General features: G+C 37.5%; 21 protein-coding genes. 17 read left to right on the top strand and 4 right to left on the bottom strand.

The window, feature by feature from the left end:
• Positions 1-7 precede the first annotated feature (7 nt).
• The 10 genes from AB7942_RS18110 (at position 8) to AB7942_RS18065 (ending at position 10,216) form a co-directional block, all read left to right on the top strand.
• Complete coding sequence (locus AB7942_RS18110; RefSeq protein ID WP_369447957.1) at positions 8-1,696, top strand: thiamine pyrophosphate-binding protein; 1,689 nt, start codon at positions 8-10, stop codon at positions 1,694-1,696.
• A 13-nt stretch (positions 1,697-1,709) separates the two neighbouring features.
• A complete protein-coding gene (locus tag AB7942_RS18105) occupies positions 1,710-3,155 on the top strand; it encodes an aldehyde dehydrogenase family protein (protein ID WP_369447956.1) in 1,446 nt (481 codons plus the stop codon).
• Between the two features lie 15 nt (positions 3,156-3,170).
• Positions 3,171-3,956, top strand: coding sequence for an aspartate dehydrogenase (gene nadX / locus AB7942_RS18100; RefSeq protein ID WP_369447955.1), 786 nt, complete (start codon positions 3,171-3,173; stop codon positions 3,954-3,956).
• Positions 3,957-3,993: 37 nt separating this feature from the next.
• Entirely contained in the window at positions 3,994-5,295 is a 1,302-nt protein-coding gene (locus AB7942_RS18095; protein ID WP_369447954.1) for an aromatic ring-hydroxylating oxygenase subunit alpha, read from the top strand.
• Positions 5,296-5,316: 21 nt separating this feature from the next.
• On the top strand, positions 5,317-5,826 hold the full coding sequence (locus AB7942_RS18090; protein ID WP_088086710.1) for an aromatic-ring-hydroxylating dioxygenase subunit beta: 510 nt from the start codon (positions 5,317-5,319) through the stop codon (positions 5,824-5,826).
• A 46-nt stretch (positions 5,827-5,872) separates the two neighbouring features.
• A complete protein-coding gene (locus AB7942_RS18085) occupies positions 5,873-6,655 on the top strand; it encodes an SDR family NAD(P)-dependent oxidoreductase (RefSeq protein ID WP_369447953.1) in 783 nt (260 codons plus the stop codon).
• Between the two features lie 173 nt (positions 6,656-6,828).
• Positions 6,829-7,644 (top strand): alpha/beta fold hydrolase, encoded by an 816-nt coding sequence (locus AB7942_RS18080; protein ID WP_369447952.1) that lies wholly within the window; start codon positions 6,829-6,831, stop codon positions 7,642-7,644.
• Complete coding sequence (aspA, locus tag AB7942_RS18075) at positions 7,637-9,070, top strand: aspartate ammonia-lyase (protein WP_369448060.1); 1,434 nt, start codon at positions 7,637-7,639, stop codon at positions 9,068-9,070. The genes AB7942_RS18080 and aspA overlap by 8 nt, the downstream gene beginning before the upstream one ends.
• Before the next feature lie 610 nt (positions 9,071-9,680).
• Positions 9,681-9,944 carry a pyridoxamine 5'-phosphate oxidase family protein gene (locus AB7942_RS18070; RefSeq protein WP_369447951.1) on the top strand — a complete coding sequence of 88 codons (264 nt, stop codon included), beginning with the start codon at positions 9,681-9,683 and terminating at the stop codon, positions 9,942-9,944.
• The gene (locus tag AB7942_RS18065) at positions 9,941-10,216 is read left to right on the top strand and encodes a reverse transcriptase domain-containing protein (RefSeq protein WP_369447950.1); all 276 of its coding nucleotides are present in this window, start codon (positions 9,941-9,943) and stop codon (positions 10,214-10,216) included. Before AB7942_RS18070 ends, AB7942_RS18065 begins: the two co-directional genes overlap by 4 nt.
• A gap of 379 nt (positions 10,217-10,595) precedes the next feature.
• On the opposite strand, the gene AB7942_RS18060 is transcribed toward AB7942_RS18065, so the two are convergent.
• From AB7942_RS18060 to AB7942_RS18050, 3 genes are read right to left on the bottom strand one after another with little or no spacing between them, the layout of a single operon-like run.
• Positions 10,596-11,684, bottom strand: a complete 1,089-nt coding sequence (locus tag AB7942_RS18060; RefSeq protein ID WP_369447949.1) for a GerAB/ArcD/ProY family transporter — start codon at positions 11,682-11,684, stop codon at positions 10,596-10,598.
• Positions 11,681-12,772, bottom strand: coding sequence for a Ger(x)C family spore germination protein (locus AB7942_RS18055; protein ID WP_369447948.1), 1,092 nt, complete (start codon positions 12,770-12,772; stop codon positions 11,681-11,683). The genes AB7942_RS18060 and AB7942_RS18055 overlap by 4 nt, the downstream gene beginning before the upstream one ends.
• Positions 12,765-14,312 carry a spore germination protein gene (locus AB7942_RS18050; protein ID WP_483310886.1) on the bottom strand — a complete coding sequence of 516 codons (1,548 nt, stop codon included), beginning with the start codon at positions 14,310-14,312 and terminating at the stop codon, positions 12,765-12,767. The genes AB7942_RS18055 and AB7942_RS18050 overlap by 8 nt, the downstream gene beginning before the upstream one ends.
• A gap of 249 nt (positions 14,313-14,561) precedes the next feature.
• On the opposite strand from AB7942_RS18050, the gene AB7942_RS18045 reads away from it, so the two are divergent.
• Together AB7942_RS18045 and AB7942_RS18040 are read left to right on the top strand one after the other, a co-directional pair.
• Entirely contained in the window at positions 14,562-14,696 is a 135-nt protein-coding gene (locus AB7942_RS18045) for a TetR/AcrR family transcriptional regulator (protein ID WP_369447946.1), read from the top strand.
• Between the two features lie 4 nt (positions 14,697-14,700).
• A complete protein-coding gene (locus AB7942_RS18040; protein WP_369447945.1) occupies positions 14,701-15,054 on the top strand; it encodes a DUF3231 family protein in 354 nt (117 codons plus the stop codon).
• Positions 15,055-15,744: 690 nt separating this feature from the next.
• Here the strand turns inward: AB7942_RS18040 and AB7942_RS18035 are convergent.
• Entirely contained in the window at positions 15,745-16,425 is a 681-nt protein-coding gene (locus tag AB7942_RS18035; RefSeq protein WP_369447944.1) for an NAD(P)H-dependent oxidoreductase, read from the bottom strand.
• A 295-nt stretch (positions 16,426-16,720) separates the two neighbouring features.
• Here AB7942_RS18035 and AB7942_RS18030 point away from each other — a divergent pair, with 295 nt between their 5' ends.
• The 5 genes from AB7942_RS18030 (at position 16,721) to AB7942_RS18010 (ending at position 24,371) form a co-directional block, all read left to right on the top strand.
• A complete protein-coding gene (locus AB7942_RS18030; RefSeq protein ID WP_369447943.1) occupies positions 16,721-17,305 on the top strand; it encodes a TetR/AcrR family transcriptional regulator in 585 nt (194 codons plus the stop codon).
• Between the two features lie 581 nt (positions 17,306-17,886).
• Positions 17,887-18,804, top strand: coding sequence for a tyrosine-type recombinase/integrase (locus tag AB7942_RS18025; RefSeq protein WP_483310885.1), 918 nt, complete (start codon positions 17,887-17,889; stop codon positions 18,802-18,804).
• Positions 18,805-18,968: 164 nt separating this feature from the next.
• Positions 18,969-19,760, top strand: a complete 792-nt coding sequence (locus tag AB7942_RS18020) for an IclR family transcriptional regulator (protein ID WP_369447942.1) — start codon at positions 18,969-18,971, stop codon at positions 19,758-19,760.
• A 2,282-nt stretch (positions 19,761-22,042) separates the two neighbouring features.
• Complete coding sequence (locus AB7942_RS18015; RefSeq protein ID WP_369448058.1) at positions 22,043-22,606, top strand: ABC transporter substrate-binding protein; 564 nt, start codon at positions 22,043-22,045, stop codon at positions 22,604-22,606.
• A gap of 481 nt (positions 22,607-23,087) precedes the next feature.
• Positions 23,088-24,371, top strand: coding sequence for an MFS transporter (locus AB7942_RS18010; protein WP_369447941.1), 1,284 nt, complete (start codon positions 23,088-23,090; stop codon positions 24,369-24,371).
• Positions 24,372-24,827 lie beyond the last annotated feature (456 nt).

Raw genomic sequence — 24,827 nt, 5'->3', positions numbered from 1 at the left:
TATCACAATGAAAAAACAAGAAGAGATAGAGTTTACAACAGCTGATGCCATTGTAAAAGAGCTAGTACGTGCAGGCGTAGAAACCGCTTTCGGTATTGTCAGTATTCATAATATGCCTATTTATGATGCCATTCTTAGAGAGGGAAGCATTAAGCTTATCTGTTCGCGTGGTGAGAGCGGTGCAGTCAATATGGCAGATGGTTATGCGCGTGCGACTGGAAAATTAGGTGTAGTTATTACAAGTACGGGAACAGGAGCAGGAAATGCAGCTGGTTCATTAGTTGAAGCTTGGGCTGCCGGCGTTCCACTTCTTCATCTTACCGGAGAAGTCGCATCTCCATATCTTGGAACAGGTAGAGGATACATACATGAATGCAAAGATCAGCTCTCGATAATGAGCGGCGCATGTAAACATGCTGTACGGCTTAGAAGGCCGGAACAAACAGCTGCAGTAGTAAGAAAGGCGATTCAAGAAGCATTAACTGCGCCGACTGGACCGGTATCACTGGAAATTCCGATTGACTTTCAATCGGCGATTATAGAGGATCTTTCACTTGATGGTGTACAAGTTGCAGAGTCTAAACAACAATCAACGGCATTTATTCCTGAACAAGCAGTGACAAAAATTATTGAAGCACGCCGTCCAGTAATTTGGGCAGGAGGCGGTGTCATCACTGCTAATGCTTCACATGAGCTGCAACAATTAGCGGAAATTCTTGGCGCAGCAGTTATTACAAGTCAAACAGGAAAAGGTTCGATTCCAGAAGACCACGAACAATGCATCGGACATTTTGCAGCATATGAGTCCACAAAAGAGTTTTTGCGAAATGCGGATTTATTGATCAGCGTAGGTGTCCGTTTTAGAGGGAATGAAACGTCCAACTGGAAAGTACCTGTACCAGAAGAGCATATTGCAATTGATGCGGATTGGCAGGCAATTAACCGTAACTATAAAGCGACATTCGGTTTAGTTGGCGATGCAAAAGATTTGTTAGAGGCTCTCGTGCAAAAGCTCAAAGAAAAATCAGTTTCTGCAGTACCATCTTATATAGAAGAAGTACGTAACCTCAGAGATGAAGTGCGCGCTCAACTCCGTGAAACGCTCGGACCATATGAGCAATTTTTAGATGGAATGAGAGAAATATTGCCGCGCGATACCATTTTAGTTCGAGATGTAACTGTTCAGGCAAACGTTTGGGGAAGCCGTTTATTTGAAATTTATGAACCGAGAACTTCCATTCATGCTTCAGGGGGCGGAATTGGTCAAGGCCTTCCAACAGCAATTGGTGCACAAATGGGCTGTAAAGATAAAACAGTTGTGCTGATGGCTGGAGACGGCGGGTTTATGGTCAATGTCGGGGAAATGGTTACGGCAGCTGAAGAAAATTTACCTATCATCATTGTATTGTTTGATGACTCAGGCTACGGGGTTCTTCGCAATATCCAAGACGCTGCATATGGACGCCAAGTAGCTGTGGATTTATTGAGTCCTGATTTTGTAAAGCTTGCTGAGTCAATGCACTTTGCTGCTGTACGGATTGGTTCTGGAGATGAATTTGTTAGCGAACTAAAAAAAGCAAAAGAAAGACGTAAACCGTCAATGATCGTTGTCGATATGGAAGCTGTTGGGCCAATGGCAAAACCGTTCGGCGGACCTCCAGGGGCAGCGGAAGCATTTAAACCAAAAAAAATATAAAGGAGGATTGAAAATGATTTCGACCTATCCAGTTGTTTCAGGAAGATACCTCGTTAATGGAGAATGGAAAGAAATAAAAGAAACAGCCGATGTGATTAATCCTGCAAACACTTCAGAAGTAGTAGGCCAAGTGGCAATATGTACTGAGGACATTGTAAATGAAGTGATAGAAGTGGCAGATAAAGCTTATGAAACCTGGTCTCGTTCTGATATAGGAGAACGAGCAGCCCTCATGAACACAGCGGCAGAAGAACTGGCGACTATCATCGAGGAAAATGTCACACTATTTGTACGGGAAAATGGTAAAACACTTGTAGAAGCTAAAAAAGATTTACTACGCTGTGTTGAGGTCATGAAGGGCTGCGCAGCAGAGCTGCTTAACTGGTGGAAACCAGAAGTGCTTCCAGGAAATCAAAAAGTCCAAGTTAGAAGAAGAGCAAGAGGCGTCACAGCAGTGATTACACCATGGAATTCACCCATGATTTTAACATTTAAACGAGTCATCCCAGCCATTTTAGCAGGCAATACCGTCGTTGTAAAACCTGCTACAAATTGTCCGTTAACAATTATGACTTGTTTAAAAGTAGTCGCTGAACATTTTCCACCAGGCGTCATTAATATTGTGACAGGTTCAGGAAAAGTAATCGGTGACATACTTTGCTCTGATTCCCGCGTGCGTACCGTCGCATTTGTCGGCAGTACTGAAACAGGAAAAGATATTATGAAGAAGTCTGCAGGAAATCTCCAAAAAGTTTATATGGAACTCGGCGGCAATGATCCGGCAATTATTTTGGACGATGCAAACATGGATGAAGCAGCGATCAATCGTCTTAAAATGGGTATTTTACGAGCAGCAGGCCAAGTGTGCTCAGCTATTAAACGAGTGTATGTCCATGAATCACGTTATGAAGAAGTTGTGAAAAAATTAACGAAAGAGTTTGAACGGGTTGTTGTTGGTGATGGCATTCAGCCTGCTGTAACAATGGGGCCGTTAAATAATAAAGCGCAGTTTGATTATGTGAATGAGTTGATCAAACGTACAGTTAAGTCAGGTGCAACAGTAATCACTGCCGGCATTCAACTTAATCCGGAATCGTGGGATCAAGGTTATTATATGCTTCCTTCGATTGTTACAGGAATCGATCAGCAAAGCGAAGTAGTTCGCGTCGAGCAATTTGGACCAGTCATCCCTATTTTGCCTTTCTCTGATGTTGATGAAGCGGTAAAGTTAGCGAATGATAGTGAATTTGGTTTACGGGCGTCTGTTTGGACTGAGAATGAAGAATTAGCTATTGAGCTGGCCGATCGCCTCGAGGCAGGAGCTGTTTTCCATAATAATCATACCGTTTTCGGTGATTTAGCTCTCGACTTTCCGGGTTTAAAAGAAAGTGGTGTTTCCCGCGAAACGAGACATTGTGGACTGGAATTCTATGCAGATTCATACGGGTTTGCTGATTGAGAAAGGGTGAATGGCATGAAACTAGGGCTAATTGGGTGCGGTAATATCGGTACATTTCTGCTTCAGGCAATAAATAAGGACGGACTTCTTCCAGGTGGCAAAATCGTTTCGATTTATGCACGCCGCGAAGAAATCGCAGCTCAACTAGCTGAGGAATTTGGGACACAGTCGTATCGAGATGTTGGCTCACTCCTTCATTCTGATGTGGATCTAGTCATTGAAGCAGCGACCATTGAAGCTGCTGAAGAGTACTCATTGAAAGTGCTTGAAGGTGGAAAAGATTTATTATTAAGTAGCATAGGAGTAATGGCCGATGCTGCTTTTGAAAAAAGCGTACGCGAAATTTGCCGAAAAAATAATGTAAACGTTTTTCTTCCATCTGGTGCGATTGGAGGACTCGATGTACTAAAATCTGCAAAAGCCGTGAATGGACTTGAATCAGTGTCCATAACAACGAGAAAACCGACAAGCGCATTGCCAGCAGGTGCTTCATTAGAAAAAGAAACGGTTTTATTTGAAGGCTCTGCAGCTGAAGCAATTAAGCAGTTTCCGAGAAATATTAATGTTGCGATTGTGTTATCTTTAGCTGGTCTTGGTTCTGAAAAGACGAAAGTAAAAATTATTGCCGATCCAGATGCGTTGAAGAATAGCCATCTTATTGAAGCGTCAGGTTTGTTCGGAAAACTTAAGCTTGAAGTAGAAAATGATCCGATGCCAAACAATCCGAAAACGAGTTATTTAGCTGCGTTAAGTGTACTGGCTACGCTTCAAAACAAAGACAAGACTATTCTAGTTGGATAATGAATTAAGTGAAGCCCGTAGAGGGAGGAGTACAAGTATGCTTAAAACTGATCAATCATTAAAAGAAATGTCGAAAGAGCAAGTGGTTAATTATTTGAACGAAACGGTAAAACCAGAGGATGGGGTAATCCCTGCTTACCTTTTAGGCGATCAAACTGTTTACGATTTAGAGCATGAAAAAGTATTTTTGAAAACGTGGGTTTTTGTCGGCCATGAATCTGAAATCCCGAACACAGGGGACTTCATGACACGTGAACTTTCCGGATATTCACTCATAATTACACGTGATAAAGAAGGAGAAATTCGTGCTTTTTATAATATGTGTACCCATCGTGGAATGAAACTATGTCGGGCTGACAAAGGGAATAAGTCTTTATTTACGTGTCCATATCACGGATTTAACTATAAAAATACTGGTGAGCTTGTTGGTGTTCCGCTTCAAAAAGATATTTATGGCGAGACGCTTAACCGTTCAGAAATGGGTCTTCACCAAGTGAAGCTTCAATCTTATAAAGGTCTTTTATTTGGAACATGGAATCAAGATGCAGAGCCGCTTGAAGAGTTTCTCGGCGATTTCAAATGGTATTTAGATATAGTTGTAGGACGCGCAGAAATGGAAGTGATTGGGGCTCCTCAACGATTTATCGTGAACTCTAACTGGAAAGTCGGTTCTGATAACTTTGTTGGTGATTCCTATCATACGATGGTCACACATGGTTCAATTGCAAAACTAGGCATGGTGCCAAATGCAACGTATTCAAAGCGCGGTTTTCAAATTTACACAGAAAACGGACATGGGCTAAATCTCGGAACACCTAACCCTGACTTTGCTTTCCCGGAAGAATTGAAAGATGAATATAAAAATAATTTGTCTGAAGAACAATTTGAAGTGTTATCAAACTTGAAAAATATGATTGGTAACGTTTTTCCGAACCTATCATTTTTAATTTCCCATACAAAAATAAAAGACCAGTTAATCTCTAACACTTCCATAAGAATGTGGCGGCCAATTGGTCTTAATAAGATGGAAGTAATCGCTTGGATGCTCGTTGAAAAAAACGCCCCTCAAGATTGGAAGGATCGTTCGAGAGATTCGTTTATCTTGACGTTTAGCCCATCTGGTATTTTTGAACAAGATGATACTGAGGTATTTACGGACATTACGGAAGCAGCCCAAGGCCCAATGCCTTTTCAAAATAAGTTAAATTATAACTATACAATGGGTCTTCATCGCGAACCTGTTGAGTTTATCGGACCAGGTGTTGCCTTCAATGATAAATTCACAGAAGCGGCTCAGCGTAATTTCTACAAATATTGGCTGGAATTAATGACGAAGTGATGAGCAGTAGGGGGAAGAAAAATGAACGTAGAAAAAATGCTGACAAAATGTGAGTTTGAACAGTGGTTGTATGATGAAGCACAATTACTTGATGACATTGAATTTGATGATTGGTTTCATTTAATGCACTCGAGCTTGCGTTATCAAATGCCTGTACGTGTTAATAAAGAAGGAGTAGAACGTCCAGACTATTCAACTGATATGTTTACGTTTAATGATGATATTGAGTTGTTAAAGCTTCGCGTGGAGCGTTTGAAAACGGATTATGCATGGGCGGAAATTCCTCCTTCAAGAACGCGCCGCTTTGTCAGCAATGTGCGAGTGAAAGACTTTGTTGAGGGTGAAAAGGCAGTTGTAAAGAGCTATTTGCTGATTTACCGTAGCCGAAGCACAGATATTCATCATGATTTAATTTCGGGTGAACGAAATGATGAATTTCTATTTGAAGATGGAAAATGGAAACTTTCCAAACGGGTATTCATTGTAGATCAAACAACAATAAATACAAGAAATCTTGCCATCTTCGTGTAACTATAATCACGTATGAAAGATAACTAGAGAGGTGGAGACAATGGTAATGGACTTAAAAGATAAAGTAGTGTTGATTACAGGTGGCGCTTCAGGGATAGGAGAAGCTGTCACACGCCGTTTTATACAAGAAGGAGCAAAAGTGAGCATTATCGGCCGCTCTTTAGAAACGTTAGAGAAAATGAAAGAAGAATTTGGTGAAAACATCCTCACTTATCAGGGAGATGTAAGCAAATACGAAGACAATGAGCAAGCTGTTCAAGCTACTGTCAAAAAATTTGGAAAGTTAGATGTTTTTATCGCTAATGCTGGAGTATTCGATGGTTTTGCTAAATTTGCCGATGTGACTCCTGAAGCGCTTTCCGAAGCGTATGATTACCTTCTCAATATTAATGTAAAAGGTTCTTTTTTCGGCGCAAAAGCAGCTCTTGAAGAACTGCAAAAAACAAATGGTAATATTATTTTTACTGTTTCTGGTGCGAGTTTCTATCCTGATGGCGGTGGCGTGTGGTACACAGCGAGCAAGCACGCTCAAATAGGACTGATGCGCCAGCTTGCGTTCGAACTCGCGCCGTCTATCCGCGTAAATGCGGTAGCACCAGGGGGCACACTGACAGCACTCTCGGTTATCCCACCGCTGCGTCCATTTGTTAAAATCGTGGATAATGATACGAAAGCAAGTAGAATTAAAAAACGAAATGTACTTCAACTCGCCCAGATGCCAGAAGATCATGTTGCTGCGTATGTACTTTTAGCATCCGACCAAGCACGCGCGATCACCGGTGAAGTTATTTCCAGCGATGGCGGATTGTCAGTGCGAGGACTTGGCTAAATAAAAAAATGAAATAAATAGACCTTTAGAAAGAAGGTTCTAAAATTTGTCATTTATGCATCAGCAAAAATAGGGCCGTTCATGTGGCATTGTCTGAACAAATGGACCCTACTTATGAGAAGTAAAATCGGTGAAATATCAACTTTTTCATGGGAAGTCGGAGGACTGGTAGTATGCCTTACGTAAAAGTAGAAGACTTGAGTATCCATTATGAAATAGAAGGAAATGGAGAACCATTAGTATTGCTGCATGGTATGAGCAATAATTCACAGTCGTGGAAGGAACAAATACAGGACTTAAAAAAGCATTACACAGTTATTGCCTGGGATGCCCCGGGTTATGGGAAAAGTTCAGATCCAACTGAAGAATTTAGATATTTTAAAGAGTTTGCACATATTCTAAAAGGCATGCTGGATCAGCTGAAGTTGGAAAAGATCTATCTTCTCGGGCATTCAATGGGAGCAGCAATTGCAATAGAGTTTTGTAGACTTTACGCTCATAAGGTTCAAAAGCTTATAATAGCTGATCCAACAAGAGGAGCTGCTGCTCTGGATCCAGAAGAGAACGAGCTGAAATTAAAAAATCGATTATTTTCTATTGAAAATCTGTCTCCTGAGGAGATAGCGGAAAAAAGGATCAATGCCTTGCTATCTCCCTATGCTTCAAAAGAAGTATATCAGCGGGTAAAAGAGATTATGACACAGGTTAGACTGGCAGGATATCGTTCGGTAGCATATTCACTTTATCATCAAAATCAAATGAAGGTGTTATCTCAGATAGATGTTCCTGTTCTAGTTATTTGTGGTGAGTTGGATTCTGTTACTCCTGTAAAGGAATCGAAAGCGATTCATGAAGAATTGATAAACTCCCAGCTCGTTATTATTCCAGAAGGCGGTCATTTGTGTTATCAAGAAAATCCTGAAAAGTTTAATTCAAGCATCATAGAATTTCTTAACAAAGAGGAAGGTGCTTGTTTTGTCAATGATTAATACCATTCAATCAAATGTACGAATTGAAAAAGACTTTTTAGGTGAAAGAGAACTGCCTATTAATGCGTATTACGGTGTTCAAACAGTAAGGGCTATGGAAAATTTCCCGATTACGGGCTATCGCATTCATGAAGAATTGATTAAAGCGTTGGCCATCGTTAAAAAAGCAGCCGCGCTTGCAAATATGGATGTGAAATGTTTATATGAGGGACTTGGACAAGTGATTGTTCAAGCAACAGATGAAATCATCGAAGGAAAATGGCATGACCAATTTATGGTGGACCCGATTCAGGGCGGTGCTGGTACATCCATGAATATGAATGCCAACGAAGTCATTGCGAACCGCGCCCTTGAGCTGCTCGGCAAAGAAAAAGGCTCCTATTTTGAGTTAAGTCCAAATAGTCATGTCAATATGTCACAATCAACGAATGATGTGTTTCCAACCGCCATTCATATCGCAACCCTCCATTTGGTTGGAAAATTGTTAGACACGATGCAATATATGCTGGAAGTGTTTAAGAAAAAAGCACAGCAATTTGATCATGTCATTAAAATGGGGCGTACACATCTTCAAGACGCTGTACCGATCCGTCTTGGGCAAGAGTTTGAAGCATATAGCCGTGTGTTGGAGCGTGATATTAAACGTATTCAACAATCACGCCAGCATTTATATGAAGTCAATATGGGTGCGACAGCCGTTGGCACAGGCTTAAATGCAGACCCTCGCTATATTGAAAACGTGGTCAAACATTTGGCAGACATTAGCGGCCTTCCACTTATAGGCGCTGAGCATCTTGTTGATGCAACACAAAATACGGATGCGTATACAGAAGTATCTGCTGCCTTGAAAGTATGCATGATGAACATGTCGAAAATCGCCAATGATTTACGATTAATGGCCTCAGGCCCTCGTACGGGACTTGCGGAAATTAGCTTGCCGTCCCGTCAGCCCGGCTCATCCATTATGCCGGGAAAAGTCAATCCGGTTATGCCTGAAATGATTAACCAAGTAGCGTTCCAAGTTATCGGCAATGACCATACGATCTGCCTGGCATCTGAAGCGGGCCAGCTTGAATTGAACGTGATGGAACCTGTGCTTGTGTTCAACTTACTTCAATCCATCAGCATCATGAATAATGCCTTCCGCGCATTCACCGACTACTGTCTTGTAGGCATTGAAGCAAATGAAGACCGTTTAAAAGAATATGTAGAAAAAAGCGCAGGGATTATTACAGCAGTAAATCCGCATATTGGATACGAGGTGGCAGCACGTATAGCACGAGAAGCCATTTTAAATGGAAAATCAGTACGTGAGCTTTGCCTGCAAAATGATGTATTAACAGAAGAAGAGTTAGACCTAATATTAGATCCTTATGAAATGACACACCCCGGCATTGCAGGAGCAGTTCTTTTTAATCGAGAGTAAAAATATTAAATTATTGTTGTTTCATAGAAGGAACTTCCAAATTTTTATTAGGAGTACCACACATCCATCAAGTTAAAGAACCTACATAAAAGTCTTTTTCTGTCCAGAAAATAGGAAAGAAAGAGACTTTTTTAGTGCCTTTACACTTATCAAGGGAGGATTACCTTATTACAGAGACCAAAACATTACATTTTTGAGGTGAATAACTTTTGGAAGAGAATTTCTTAAAAACATATAGGGGTATTAAAAAAAAACTGTCGTAAACTCCGATTATTTTCGAATTTGTAGACAGGCTGAAACGCCCCTGTTTAAGGGGCGTTTAATAGATGCGTGCAGTGAATTCTTAAGGCATATTGTTTCAATTTTAGTCTGATCTGTGAGTGGATTGAATTTTTTTAGCTATTATGACTAGTATGATTTATTGTAATAATGTTCTAAAATCATACAACCAGCACCTTGAGCAACAGTATTATAAGAAGTGCTCGCTGCTTTTATTTGAATAATACGTGGATCTACTTTCATCTCTTCCATATTTATCCGTCTCTTTTCTATGAATAGTCAACAATTTAATTTGTTTGTTGTTTAGGCGATAAAACACCAAAACTGATGATTGAGAATAAATGAAATCCAACACTTTCTAGAGCATGTCGATACTGGATTTCTAGGCTTATCTTCAGAAGACGTCCCATATGTCATTCCACTCAATTTTGTTTGGCTGAACGACGCAATCTATTTTCATGGGGCAGAGGAAGGAAGAAAAGTGACTTACATTGATAAAAACCCTATGGCCTGTTTTACTGTAAACGCGATTTATGGGACAATTACTTGTCCGATTCCAGCAAAAACGGATACAACATATATGAGCGTTAATTGAATTATTATATTGAAAAGAAATCAGTAAATAATGTAGTAGATGTAGATATTAAAGGGTTCTTCGACAACGTTGACCACAGATGGATTATTGATTTCCTAAAACTTCGAATTGCTGACCCTAACTTACTAAGAATAATTGGTAGGTTTCTTAAAGGTGGGCACATGGAGGAAGGTAAGAAATACAAGACAGATAATGGAACACCGCAAGGTGGAGTTATATCTCCTGTACTAGCTAATGTTTACCTCCACTATGTCCCTCGACCTATGGTTTGAGAAAAGGGTTAGGAAACAGTGTAAGGGACAAGCATACATGGTAAGGTATGCAGATGATTTTGTATGCTGTTTTCAATATAAGAGCGATGCTCAAGATTTCTTTCACTCCTTAAAGATGAGATTAAAGAAGTTTAACTTAGAAATAGCTGAGGATAAAAAACCAAAATTATTCCCTTCGGGAGGTTTGCGGAGAAAAATGCAAATCAAACGGGAGAGTGTAAACCAGCAACCTTTGATCTTTTTTTTATCCAGATCAAACACCCCGATGCTAGGAGATCAAGTATATTTAAATACTTCAATGATTTGAGTACACCTTGAAAATTATGCATCGAGGAATTTTATTTTGATATTTCTTAAAGTTTATAGCGTATTGTAGTAATTATCTGTTAGTAAGTCTTCTTCTTATGGAAAACAAGAAAAAAAGGGCCGGTATGTATAGGAAAACAAAGTAAAAACTTATTTCGTTTGTTAGTTTCCCTAAGGTATCTACCATTGCACGATTCTCAATACAGATCGAGACAATGTATATGAATATCATAAGACAGGGTAAAGATAGTTTAGGTCTCATTTTATACATTTTCTTTAATAATCGTGTACATGACCAAATCGGAGTGCAAACAGTAGGGAGGATCACTAAAAACCAAGTGAAAATGAAGATATACTCAAACCTTTCTATCAAGGGTAATTCAATGATTTTTGTCATCGAAATTGTTGGCCAAAGTGTCTCCTGTAACTGTCCCTGGCTATAGTACACTAATGTAACGAGTGTGATTACTACATATAAAAACGTTGTATATAAAAGAGCGATATGAGCCCACTTTTTTGATTTTTCGGGATTCTTAATATAAGGAAGATAGACCACCAAAGTTTCAAAACCAACAAATACTAGGCTTGCTGATTTTGAAGACTTTAATATATCTATAAAAGAATGATTAAGTATTGGTATTAGGTTATCTAGGTGTGCATACCTGAGTGGAAAATAAAGAGTGAAAAATAAAAAACTTGGCAGTACTACACCAAAAAACGCTAACCCGGTTAATATACGAAATCCTCCAGACACAAAGTAATAAATAATAAACCCAATAAATAAGCCCAGCTCCCAAGTACTTATCCATGGAAATATCCAAACTTGGATAATTTCTATATAGGTTCTAAATACCACAACAGACAATAGAAGAAAATACAATAGGAGACCAGTTGAAATTACTTTACCAAGAATTCTACCCAAACATAGGTCATGAATAGCTAAAATATCATAGGAGGGTAACAACATCTTATAAATCATCCACACAATAAGATGTGTGCTTAAACCCATAATAATAACAGATATCCATGCGTCTTGTTCCGTATATTGGGCGACAACCCTTTGAAAGTTCAACATACCAATACCAGTTTGAGAAGCATGGATAAGGAAAAAAACATAAAAGGTTGATACTAAATATTTTTCATCTATCTTCGTGACATTCACTTTCCTACCCCCGATTGTAGTAAATTAACATGTACGTTAACTTTGAATTTAATGTCGGGATAAATCCTATAAAATTCTTTCTCGTTCCAATTTCGATCTCTTCCTCTAAATAAGTCTCCAAAACCAAAGGGGTCTGTATTTTTGGACTGTAAGCTTATAATTAAATCTTTCGTTTTTTTGGAAACCCTTTTTTCTATTTGGTTCTGAATAGATTTCATTCTTTTGGGGTCACTCAGGTTAATATCTTCAGGTGCATCTTTAATTAAGCAACTCAGTCTTAATGTAACATTAACTTTTGGTTGTTTGGATGTTTGATCACTTATTGTGAATTTTGATTTACCATTCACCGTTCGAATATCTAACATCCTTTTTTCACCGCTAGCTGAATAGGGGAACTCAAAATTCCCATTTTTCTTTTTACTTTTTAATAATTTGAAGAATATCGAGTCCTTTTGGCTAACTTTCATTTTCATTTTATCCTGTTTAAAAATAGCTAATCCATCCAATTCAACTATCTTATCCTTGTTTATCTGAATAAAAGGTATATAGACATCTTGTCCGGTTCCGTAATACTGATAAAAAACTGAATGGAGGTTTGTTGGAGGTGTATTGTTGTTTTCCTCATTCTGCTTTATTAGATTAGATAGATAAAATGGGGATTTATTAACTGATACAGACAAAATCTGATTAGCCTTATCTTTTGATATGACCATATAAGTATTACTTCCAATGATAGGGTCTCTCTTAAGGGTAGTAATTAAATCTCCGATTCCTTTTTGAGCTAGTCGTTCATTTATTACAATTATCCTTGTTTGACCAACCTCTATAGGAGAAGCGGCTTGGTTGTTAAAAGAAGTTAATATACCGGTATTAGTACTAGCAATACCATGAACAACATCTGGTCCCTTATGGCCTGGTATATCAAAACTTGGATAAGTTGCGCTTCCAAGAATTTTTCCGTCTTCTAAATCAAATCCCATATTATCGATAACTATAATTTCATCTATAACCTTGTCGCGTGTACATCCTGTTGATGGGAATAACAAAAGTATAATCAGAAAGCACACACAAAAATTAGTTTTATTCATCGTCAAATTCATCCTTACCCTCGTTAACCTGATACCTACGTTTCTTTTTGGGGCGTAAGAAACTAGGTCTTGTAGTTGTATATCGAAATGGAGATCTAATAAGGCCATCCCTGAAGTCAGTAATTCTAAAAGGGTATATTGGGGCTAAGTATGGTGTGCCAAATGATTTTAATCGCATTAAATGACCCAGCATCAATGTAAAACCAGCAATTATTCCGAATCCGCCCCACCCGGCTGCTAATAATACCAATGGAAATCTTAGTAGCCTAATAGTATTTGCCATTTTAAAAATGGGCGTGGTAAAAGAGGCTAAAGCTGAAAGTGCAACAATAATCAGAAGGACATTGCTTGACAATGCTGCTTCTACTGAAGCTTGTCCTATAACGATCCCACCAACTATCCCTAACGTTTGACCTACCTTAGTAGGTAATCTGGCCCCAGCCTCACGCAGTAATTCAATTGTTATTTCTAGAAATATCACCTCTAAAAAGGGAGGAAATGGTACATTTGCTCGAGACTCAATGATTGGACCGAGAAGATCCTTTGGAATAATAACGTAATGATGTGTGAGAACGGCGACATATAAAGGTGTAGCAAAGATCGAAAAAAACACTCCAAATAAACGAATGATTCGAAAAAAAGACCCCACAATCCAAGGTAAGTAGTAATCCTCTGGAGAGATAAAGAAATCAAAAATAGTGGAGGGACCTGTAATGACATAGGGAGAGCCATCACAGATAATAATCACTTGGCCTAAAAGTAAGGTATACGCCACCCTATCGACTCTTTCTGTGGATAAGAATAAAGGAAAAGGGGTATTCGTATAATCTGTGATCGTTTGCTCTATCAGGGCACTTTCGACAAAATCAAGATCTAGGTCACGTAGTCTTTGCCTAACAGTATTTACATGTTCTGAGTTTGTTATATCTTCTATATATCCAATAACAACCCGTGTGCTAGTCATGGAACCAATTGTCAATTCTTCAAATATTAATTTTGAGCCTGAAAATTGGTGTCTTAATAATTTCATATTCGTTTCGATATCTTCAATGAAGCCAAGTTTTGGTCCCACAACACTAAATTCATTCTCTGTATCGTTGTCTTCTCTAAGCCCACGTTTGCTGTTCTTTACATTTACAAGAGCAAAATTTGTTTTATCACTTTTTAACCGAATTAAAATGTGACCTTTGCGAATCTTTTCTCCCGCTTGTTCAGGGTTTTCTGAACATAGGTGAATTTCACTAATTGGTATATATTTAATTACATCATTTAGGTTCTCAAAAGGTGAATGCTCTTGTAGTGGTAGTAATAGAAAATGATTAAGTGTTTCTTCATCGATTAATGTGCTGAAAAAGAATAATTCAATATTAGGTTTATCTAAATGAAGTGTTTTGAAATCACTAGATTTTGATGCTTGTATCAAAAATCCATCTATATTTTTTATTAGTTTATTCTTATGATTTTGTTTTCTAAACAAATAAAACCACTCCAAGAAAAGCAATAATAATTTAGTTTTTGAGGGAAATAGAATATCATTCATAATTTAATTTTAATCGAACAGTCGTTTATTATTTTCTTAGTGCCTATATTTCATTCTAAAAAGCACTATGATTAAATTAATTTACCTTAATGTTATCTTTTGTAAGTTTCTAAATTATATACTCGCTTTGCCAATAATCGAATGGTCGTTAATTATTTTTTTCATGAGACATAAAGATGAAATAAAAATGAAAGTATATTTCAAGCAGCAATAGATCTTATAAATGAGATTGGTTTAGCTGAAACATCAATGTCAAAGATTGCCGAGAAATCAAATGTTTCGTCATCGACCATTTACGTTTATTTTGAAAATAAGGAGGATATGCTTAATAAACTGTACTTGACCTTTAAAAAGAAGATGAGTCAACGAATATTTAAAGGTTAAATTATTGGTTAACTTTACGTTTTTCCCTATAATTCATACAGTAGAGGATAAGGAAATTAAGCAGGTGGTCGAATACGCATACGATTTATCACTTAACTATACAGAGGAGATAAAGAGAATTTTTGAAAAAGAAAATTTCCCAATTCTTCAAGGTTTTACAGATGAAGATTTACATCGTAATACACCACGTTTATTTACGGATCTATTTATGATAAATTTCATCAAAAGCATGGCAAAAGTAGACTTGAGTACATATGCCATAAGTCGTTCTTTATCTAGCAAGATATACGAGCTATTTTTAAAACATGTATTGAAACTACCCAGGAATTGGATGACAAAGCAATCCAGGTTATGTTAAATAAAGGTGTTCCAGGATCCTGAAAAACTAGCAAACTTTGCACGACGCTCGATGAAAAAGAAGAAAGATGGACTAGAAATTACTCTTTTCACAGTAAGGTGGTACTTACGGTACAACTTGAGGATGGCGGAGGAAGAGAAAGGGATCGAATTCGAACACGGCAGCGTGAGGAAATTGATTTGGCTCTACAAAACAGCACAACTTTCGGTCGGCCTTTAAGCCACCATTACGGAAGAATTTAAACAAGTGTATGATCAATGGAAATCAGGAGATATGACAGCTGTGAAAGCCATGCAGGAGATTGGCGTAAGAAGACGACTTTTTATAAGTAGTCAGGGTGTATGAGGGACCTTTGAAATATCATATTATCATAGAAGAAACTCGTCAAAAAAGAAGCCTTTGCTCAACGAGAGCAAAGGCTTCTATCAATAGGGAATACTTTATCATTATCACAAGTTTTATAAATTTAGATACATCTATTATTAAAAATTCTGATTTACATAAAGCGTGTAGCCTATTTTCTTTTTTCAACAAACGGGCAATTTAATTAAAGAACGAAAAGAACTGTAGAATGGTTTCTACAGTTCTCAATAAATGTCCAAGGACAATAAAGTTTTTACAAAAACAGACAAGAATCAAAGGGAATCTGTTTTTTAAAAAAGAACTCTCTTTCCAACCTGTCTGAAATCATTAATTAATCCACTGCACAATATCCTTCATGTCTTTTCTTCCTCTAGGGAATTCAGGCTCATTTGCTCGGTATCCAAATGCGACCATAGCCGAAACAGCTAAGTGACCATCCTCTAGTAAGTTTTCTTCCGCAAGGAGTTTTTCTACCTTATCGATATAAAATCCTTCTATTGGACAAGAGTCAATTCCTAGTAACGCTCCTACAGTCATCATATTGGCAAAGGGAAGAAAGGTTTGTCTTTTAGCCCAATCCAACGCTTTTTGCTCACTTTCAAACACATTTTGTTGGTTTACTTGGAAATTTCTTATACCCTCTATCATTTGATCAGATATTTCATCTGGAACACCCATAACATTAAGCACTTGATTTTTTACATATTCTGAGTCGTACCTTGTATCCTCGCTTGTTCTTGAAAGAATGATAACGAAATGGCTCGCAGTTGGCAGATGACCTTGTGCGCCTGGAGAAATTTCTTTTAGCTTTTCTCTGAATTCCTGATTTTGTACAACGAGGAATTTCCAAGGTTCAATGCCACATGAGCTTGGTGAAAGTCGGGCTGCTTCTAAGATTACATTAAAGTCTTCCTCTGAGATTTTTTTTGTTGGATCAAAGGTTTTTATAGCACGTCTAAAATTAAACGCATCAAGAATTTCTTGTCTTTTTATCACTCTTTGTGTCATATTCAAACACTTCCTTCTTAGTTGTTTTAGATAAGCTAGCCTTTATTAGCACTCCCATCGATAAGAAAAAAATCGTAGGATTATATTTCCCTTATTTTTGAAGAGATTGACCTACTCATCCAGTTGTCAAATATTAAAAATGTAGAATCCAACATCTTTTGTTTAAACAATGGATGTTGTATACTCGATTCTAAAATAGAAATCATTTATTCTCAATCATCAGTTTTGGTGTTTTATCGCCTAAACAACAAACAAATTAAATTGTTGTCTATTCTTAGAAAAGAGAGGGATAAATATGGAAGAGATGAAAGTAGATCCTCGTATTATACGGACAAGAAAATTGTTAATGGATGCCTTTATAAAAATAGCTCAAAAAAAGGAGTTCAAAGACATTACAATAAAGGACATTACGGAGGAAGCAACCGTAAATCGTGCCACTTTTTATTCTCATTTTCAAGATAAATACGACTTAATGGATGCCTCCATTACAGAAGATATATTAGAAAGCATTGTGAAACACTTGAATCATTACGATAGGTTAAATGAAGAGACTATTGTAAAAATCTTTTTTACATTAACTAAGTTTCATACAAAAAAACGTACAGAATATAGCTCACAATGTAGAAGAAGTATGGAATCCTTTTATTCAATAATTGAACAAAAAATAAAAAAAGAACTGGGAGAATTATTTTATACCCTATTTTTAAAACAACAACTTAACTTGGATTCGGAAGCCTTAAAAATTGGTACTACTGTGTTGAGTTGGGGAATTTACGGAGCATCTGTGGATTGGGAAAATAATAGTTCTCTTTCAGCAGAACAATATATAAAAAAAGCCTTACCTTTTATAGTGACGGAAATAAATAATTTTAAAGGATGATTATTGATCATTTTTTTTCACAATATCCATTTATCTTACTAAGCGTTACTAAACAATCGGGCGCTTATGTTGAATAACGAAATTCTTATTTTATCGTAGTCAAATCTTAATGTTGTTGTAGTAAATGAGGTCATATGTAGTACAAAAAAGGATAGATAAAACTTATAAAGTTCTGCTTTTATCTATCCTTCTATTTTACCTTATATAATGTGTGACATTGTTAGGACTTCTTTGTTATCAAGTCATTTCATCATAACCTTGACTTTTTATAAAACTACAATGAAAGGCTTTTTTTCTTTTATACGGTATCGAAGAGCTTCTTTAGTAGGATGCCAGTTGTTGTTTTTACCTCGACAGAAATTTTTCGGAATCTGGACAATATATTAGGGTTAAAACTCCTGGTTGCTCTTCTATATAAATCACTTCAGACCTTACTCGTTAAACTAAGCATATAATATACATCATACATATTACAAACTAGAAAACTTATGTTATACTCGTCATATAATACAAATACCCTACCCGTTTTTATATCATTTTTAGCTACATATACTCAGCATATAAGTGAGGGGGTGCGTTTCATGATCTTGATCGACTATTTAACCTATCTTAACAAGAAAGGGAAGTCACGCCATACTGTTATTTCCTACATGAACGACCTTCATCAATTTTTTGATGCTACCGGAATTCATCCGGAGGATTATGTGACGGAAACGGATATCCGGAAGTGGGTGGCTCAGATGATGAGACCATCAGAGGGTAAACCGCTTGCTGTCTCTACAATCAACCGACGCCTCAACGCCTTACGCAGTTTTTACAGTTGGGGCCGACGGAACAAAGAATTTCATCATAATCCGATGGACGGAATCGAGGATCTGAAATCTGCTGATGAAGATCATGAAAACATTATGTGGCTAACCGAAGAGGAATTTGAGGATCTGCTGATTCGTATGCGAAAGACACCTGTGAATAGCCGAGGGGTCGATCCAGAGGAGAAGTATCGCCGGGATCGGGCGGTGGTATATCTTTTGACTTATGCTGGGCTCCGAGTGGAGGAATTGTCCAATTTGAAATTGACAGACCTTGATCTCGAGATGAAACGCATTCGTGTAGTGGGGAAGGGGAACAAGGTACGTACCATTCCCATTTCAAATATTCTCCTCCAAGAATTACACGATTGGTTGAAGTTCCGCTCTGAAATGGCCAATAAAAAAGAATATGTTGCGGATTCTCCTTATGTATTCTATAGCCAGCGGTCCCCACAGTTTTCGATCCGGGGGATTCAAACGATGATCGAATCTTATAGTACCCTCAAACGGAAACTAACCCCTCATCAATTTCGGCATACGTTCTGCAAGTGGATGCTGAAAGCGACGGGGAATGATATCGAGAAGGTCCGAAGACTGGCAGGGCACAGTAACATTGCGACGACTTCTCGGTATTTAAAGGATTCTTATCAGGATTTGGCCGATGCGATTGAATTATTACCTAAATTTTAAATAAGTTTTTAGTTTAAAAATCAACATAAATAATAAAACTTTTAATTGAGCATTTTGCAGATTTATAGATCTTAGAGCCACAAGGAGTTTTGGAGCTTAAAAAAGGACTTCACCCCGACTTGGAGAAGTTACAAAAGGGACAACAAATTTAAGGAGGTATACTAATGGAACGAAATGAAAATTCTACATTCCGATCGATGCATCGGATTTTCGAAATATTAGAGGTGTTATCTAAACATCCGAATGGTTTAACCATGATGAAGATTATGGATGAATTAGACAAAGCACCGAAAAGCAGCGTTTACACACTCTTACAGCAAATGCTTAAAAAACGTTATGTTACTTATTTAGAAAACGAAAAAAAATATAAAATAGGCCCAGCGTTAATAAAATTAGGTGCAGTGATTATGTCGGATCATACCATTCAAACACTAGCAAGAACGAGTATGGAGAAATTATCTAAATTAACGGGCGAGGACATCTATCTTGGAGTTTTGGAAGGCGGTCGGATGCTTATTATTGATAAGGTAGAGGGGGGGCAATCACTCCGATTGAATTTGTCTGTTGGAACGTATCTATCTATTCACAGTAATGCTATTGGGAGAATAATTCTAGCCTATAGGAATCCCAGTGAACAAAAAGAAATCATTCAACAAACTGGGTTGCCGGCCATGACAAAAAATACAGTTACGGATTACGATACATTCTTAAGAGAATTAGAACGTATTCGACAGGAAGAGTTGGCGATCGATTATGAGGAGAGTGTAGAGGGAGTTATGGGGATTGCTGCTCCTGTAAAAAATCACCTTGGTGAAGTGGTAGCAGGTATTTGCATATCCGCACCAGTATCACGTGTGACCCCGAAAAAAGATGTATTAATCGAACTAGTAAAGAATATTTCTGCCGAAATCAGTGCACAACTCGGATTTGAAAATAAATATAACCAATCATTTTGAAACAACCGATGTATGGAAAAAACAATCATTTTAACAAATAGCAGTGTTAGTATGCTAATTTTGGATAATTAGTTGAACATTTTTATCTATCATTAAACTGCAATCTTTTTGTTCTGGATTTCTTTATTGATCCATTTCTTTAAAAACATCGCTGGAGAATGGCCTTTGATAGTACCATGAAGTCTACAGTAATTGTAGAATACAGAATCAATTAACATCTTCAAAGGCTTCCTCGAAGGTCATAAAGAATTCTCGTTGGTAGCATTTCCGCTCTGTAATACTGTAGAAAGATGGTATTCTTCACAGGGATCCGCTTATAATGGAACTCGTCCCAGAAGTCTCTAAGAAGTCATAGTTTCTGAACTGATGAGGACCATTGTCCGTCCGTAGAACGGGGGCACAATCCAATAGTAGACGCTGTAAAAGGGCTTGTTTGGATGTTGGAATGATGGAAGTCTTGTCACAGTTTTTCCCTGGCTAGGTAGAAGTCACGATTCCTCTCGGGCACACACCCGTACTTGCCATCATTGATTAGGTTCTGTGATTTCACGGTTATTGGCTAAACGATGGGTGCTTCGCTTTCTTTTCTCGTTGTGGAAGAAGGATGTTATTTCTTTACAAAGACGATATATTCCCCTTTTATCAGCTAAAGGTAGCTCTTAAACTTTTGATCGGTACGCTTTTGTCAGGATTGAGTTTAAGAGTTCCCTTGGGAAGATGGTTGCTTTTCTGGATGCTGAAAACGGTAATAGTTTGTGGAAGGGCTCAACTGCACAACTTCGAAGAGCCCGACGAACAGGATGCTTTACACTCAAACCATGTTTAGGATACTTTGATACGACCGTCTAACTCTATTTCGTTTTTTAGTAGATCTTTGAGAATCTTATTCTCTACTTGGAGTTTCTCAATCAGATTTAAAGCCTGATCTAATTTCTTCTTTACTTCCTAATTCTCTTTAGAGAATAGACTGCATCTTTATCTTTTCTATTTACTTCTTCCCTGTAATCGTGGACCCATGAGTTACAATTTAGGAGAGAGTCCATTTTTTCTGCTACCAACAAAGCATAGCCCCCATCATACCTCTTTTTACTATGGGGTACTATGTTTCTCATATGGACGAACACTACCTTCCTCTTATTTCTAAATCTAATTTTTGGAAAGTGTCCAATCTTAGGGGCTTTAGTATATTTATTTCGAAATTATAGAAATTCTTGGTTAAGATTGAGCCACCTTTTAATCCCTATCTAATACCTTCTATATGAACCCTCCAGAAGAAGGCATATTAGTACGGAGAAAAAAGTGCTCAAAATATCATATGACGATGTCCTTTATTAATTTAAAGAATATCCAATAAGTATCATTATCATATTCGAATCAGAAAATATTTTATTGATTATATGTTAAACATCTGGATTTTTCTCTAGAATATTAGTGGTTATGTAAATTATTATTTGCATATTTTCATCACAACAACATAATCAAAAAACTATTAAAAATAATCAGAAAAATTAAAAAACTATTGATAATAATCAAAAAATAATATATTATATTATTAAGTTCAATGTTGAACTGAGGTTCATATATATGAAATTAGAAGAGCCTTTTATGTGTAAGATTACTCTTATTGAAAAGTATGGGAGGTGTGTGGATGTTTGAAATTTATCCCTTGCATGTGGCCACATTTAAACAAGTAGATAAACCGGTGCAAACTTCATTAAAGGATGCGGGAGAAAAATTGATTTAAATTGTGTATAGCATGGGTAATTCGTTCTAATAAAGCTGTATATGTAGTCGATCCAGGACATGATGTGATGCGAGCCAAAAATATCAACATCGAGAAATGAGTTTAGAGGGGTGCACTGACCTTCTAGTGGGAAGGAATATCTTATTGCCGGAGTCCAATTTGATTTATACGAAAATTATGAGTGTTGTCATACAGTAGGGTTATATGTAAATCTATTCGATTAGTATCAATCATATGAAAAAGTGAAACGAATGAACGTAGAAGTACTTCCTTCTCACGATCCTCTGTTAATGTCTAGAAAAGTTTATTAAAAACTGAATAGTTATGTTTTTTTATTCATATATATGAACTTATGTTTAAAAATATGAACTAGGTGTGCTAGTTTTGATTTTAAATGAAAATAATGTGCTTTGTTCCACAAAAAGAAGTCTTTATGAAAATTAGTTATACTCGCACTCGACGAATCAAACAATGCAGGTGGATTGCTAGGTAGAAACGTAGAAATAGTCGTTGAAGACTCGGAAGCTATGCCGAATGTATTATAAATACAACTGAGAAGCTTGCTTTGAATGATAAAATTAATCTTTTTATCGGTACAATAACTAGCGGCGAATCAATGGCACTTGCGGGTAAATTGAAGGAATGGAATAGTGTTTATGTTTCAACGACTTCAGAAAATAATGCGCTTACAAACCCAGTGAACCCATATTTATTTAGAGCAAACTATAGTGATAATACAGATATGATTATATGGAAGTATTGGTTGCAAAATACAGAGGAAGGAAAGAAGGCAAAGACATTCTATTCTGTCTGCGCTGATTATACGTGGGGGCATGATCAAACTAAAAACTTTAAGGGGATTATTGCCAAATATATACCTGGCGGTGAGTTTCTGAGTCAAGCTTTTTATCCGCTCGGCACGACCGATTATTCGGCACAATTAAATGAGGCTGGTGGTGATGTCGGCGGCACATGGTACTGGAATCGCTATCCCGGACTTCGTTGCGACTCAGAAAGTATCTATTTCAATTATTTTTTCTCTGAGGAGCTTTACCAGGAATGGACCTGGTCTTCTAGAACCCTGCACAGGAGGAAGTCTTAAGTTACCTCAATTATGTAGCAGATAAGTTTGGACTTGCGTAAGGACATCCAGTTTAAGACACGTGTCACTGCCGCGCATTACGATAAGACGAATAACATTGGACAATGTGTACCTTTGCATGAATGGCTTTTAGATGAAAATATTGTTTATAAAATTTGATCTCAACCTTTGGACGTCTCAGACAGGAGAATAAATCGGCCAATTCCAAATGTTAATTCTTTAAAATCGAAATAAATTCTCAATAAAGCACAGCGGTGTTATGTCAAGAGGGTGCAACACTTATTGGGCTTTCGCCCCTCCGACTTCCGCTCCTCGCCCTTTGGGCTCCGGTGCGGGTTCGGCTACATCCTCTACCATTTTGAAAAGAACGTAAAACACAGAATCGATTCTGAAAATTCGCTTTACCTATTTTCTGTTGTCCGGATCAACTGGAAAAACAGATAAATTGAAGTTCTACTAATATCATACGAGGTGGTGCTTTATGAAAAAAAATTATGGCTGGATTATTGTTGCATTACTATTCGTTCTTGGAGTATTAAACTTTGCAGACAAGGCGATTATTGGGTTCGCTGCGGTTCCTATAATCAATGAATTGCATTTAAGTCCATCTCAATGGGGGCTTATTGGAAGTTGTTTCTTTTGGTTCTTCGCAATATCCTCGATCATCGTTACTTCCTTGTCCGATCGGTTTGGTGCAAAAAGAATTATTACAGGGATGGTAAGTTTATGGACTGTCATTCAGTTCGCTTCGATATTTGTATTTAATCTTCCTTCCTTAATGGCGACTCGAACAATACTAGGAGCGGGTGAAGGGCCTTCCGCGTCACTTTCATATCATTTAACAGCAAAATGGTTTCCACCAAAAAGAAGAGCTTTTGCTTCAGCAATTATGATAAGTGGAAATTATGTAGGACCGGCCCTCTTTGCACCATTGTTAATTGAAATAATAGTGTCTTACGGATGGCGTACAGCATTCGGATTCTTGGGGGTTTGTAGTGCATTGTGGATCCCTATTTGGCTTTGGTTAGGTAAAGAAAGCCCTGAAGATATCGGATTGCCCGTAGAGAAAACTCAGGTTTCTCATGAAAAAGTTCGGTGGTCAGCCTTATTTCCGGTACTCTTTTCACGCAATTTTATTTTCACTACATTGGCCGGTTTTGCAGCGTATTGGTCATTGAGTGTCATGATTGTTTGGAATCCTCCTTTTTTAGCAACTGTTCATCATCTTGGAGAAAGTGGCCTTAAATGGATAGCGGGTCTGCCTTGGATTACAATAGCTTTGGGACATCCTATTATAGGCTATTTATCTGACAGGTTGTTGCAATGGACAGGAGACAGCAGGAAAGCAAGAGTGTATGTCATTGGTCCGTTATTTGTCATTTCAGCTGTTTGTTTTTATTTTTCGACGATTGTTTCATCAACACCTGCAGTAATTATTTTACTGACTTTAGCTCCGTCATTAATAAATATGACATTTGTTCTTGGTTCAGCGATTGTCTCTGAATCAACTCATCCTAGTCTTCGTGGGTCTGCACAGGGATTCTATATTGGAACTTCGTCAGTAGCAGGTCTTATTGCACCAGTTGTTTTTGGGGAATTTATCGAGAATGCGGGGGAACATAGTGTAATTGGTTATAATCATGCATTTCTATTAACTTCTGGTTTAGTTTTCGTTTTCGGGTTATGTCAATGGATATTTGTAGATCCCAAACGGGCTAAAACATCAACCAATGATGAAGGGGTCATGCTGGCGATAAATGATTAATAAAATTGATAAAACATGGCCGTAACGGGCTTACCATATGCGATTGGGCTAGTGATGGAGTGTTTGGCAATTACGAGTAGTGGTTCCTCAATATGATTGACTTATCTGAAATAATATTGGAAATCAGAAAATATTTTACTGATAATGTTAGACATCTAGATCTTATTCTAGAATGTACTAGAAATAGTGCTTATTTAAATTATTGCTTAAATATTTTTATCGCAACAAACATAACCAAAAAACTATTGATAATAATCAGAAAATAATATATTATATTTTTAAGGTTAATGTTGAACTGAAGTTTATATATATGAAATCAGAAGAGTCTTTTATGTGTAAGATTACTCTTATTGAAAAGTATGGGAGGTGTGTAGATGTTTGAAATTTATCCCTTGCATGTGGCCACATTAAAACAAGTGGATAAATCGGTGCTAACTTCATTAAAGGATGCGGGGG

Source organism: Neobacillus sp. BF23-41 (assembly GCF_041106275.1).
Note: the sequence above shows the minus strand (reverse complement) of the source record. Positions and strands in the feature narration are given on the sequence as shown.

Excerpts from the sequence above, each read along its gene's own strand:
- AB7942_RS18030 (WP_369447943.1), top strand. The coding sequence starts at position 16,721 with ATGGAAGAGATGAAAGTAGATCCTCGTATTATACGGACAAGAAAATTG.
- AB7942_RS18045 (WP_369447946.1), top strand. The coding sequence starts at position 14,562 with ATGTCAAAGATTGCCGAGAAATCAAATGTTTCGTCATCGACCATTTAC.
- AB7942_RS18025 (WP_483310885.1), top strand. The coding sequence starts at position 17,887 with ATGATCTTGATCGACTATTTAACCTATCTTAACAAGAAAGGGAAGTCA.
- AB7942_RS18095 (WP_369447954.1), top strand. The coding sequence starts at position 3,994 with ATGCTTAAAACTGATCAATCATTAAAAGAAATGTCGAAAGAGCAAGTG.
- AB7942_RS18105 (WP_369447956.1), top strand. The coding sequence starts at position 1,710 with ATGATTTCGACCTATCCAGTTGTTTCAGGAAGATACCTCGTTAATGGA.
- AB7942_RS18055 (WP_369447948.1), bottom strand. The coding sequence starts at position 12,772 with ATGAATAAAACTAATTTTTGTGTGTGCTTTCTGATTATACTTTTGTTA.
- AB7942_RS18050 (WP_483310886.1), bottom strand. The coding sequence starts at position 14,312 with ATGAATGATATTCTATTTCCCTCAAAAACTAAATTATTATTGCTTTTC.
- AB7942_RS18020 (WP_369447942.1), top strand. The coding sequence starts at position 18,969 with ATGGAACGAAATGAAAATTCTACATTCCGATCGATGCATCGGATTTTC.
- AB7942_RS18080 (WP_369447952.1), top strand. The coding sequence starts at position 6,829 with ATGCCTTACGTAAAAGTAGAAGACTTGAGTATCCATTATGAAATAGAA.
- aspA (WP_369448060.1), top strand. The coding sequence starts at position 7,637 with ATGATTAATACCATTCAATCAAATGTACGAATTGAAAAAGACTTTTTA.
- AB7942_RS18090 (WP_088086710.1), top strand. The coding sequence starts at position 5,317 with ATGAACGTAGAAAAAATGCTGACAAAATGTGAGTTTGAACAGTGGTTG.
- nadX (WP_369447955.1), top strand. The coding sequence starts at position 3,171 with ATGAAACTAGGGCTAATTGGGTGCGGTAATATCGGTACATTTCTGCTT.
- AB7942_RS18085 (WP_369447953.1), top strand. The coding sequence starts at position 5,873 with ATGGACTTAAAAGATAAAGTAGTGTTGATTACAGGTGGCGCTTCAGGG.
- AB7942_RS18035 (WP_369447944.1), bottom strand. The coding sequence starts at position 16,425 with ATGACACAAAGAGTGATAAAAAGACAAGAAATTCTTGATGCGTTTAAT.
- AB7942_RS18110 (WP_369447957.1), top strand. The coding sequence starts at position 8 with ATGAAAAAACAAGAAGAGATAGAGTTTACAACAGCTGATGCCATTGTA.
- AB7942_RS18010 (WP_369447941.1), top strand. The coding sequence starts at position 23,088 with ATGAAAAAAAATTATGGCTGGATTATTGTTGCATTACTATTCGTTCTT.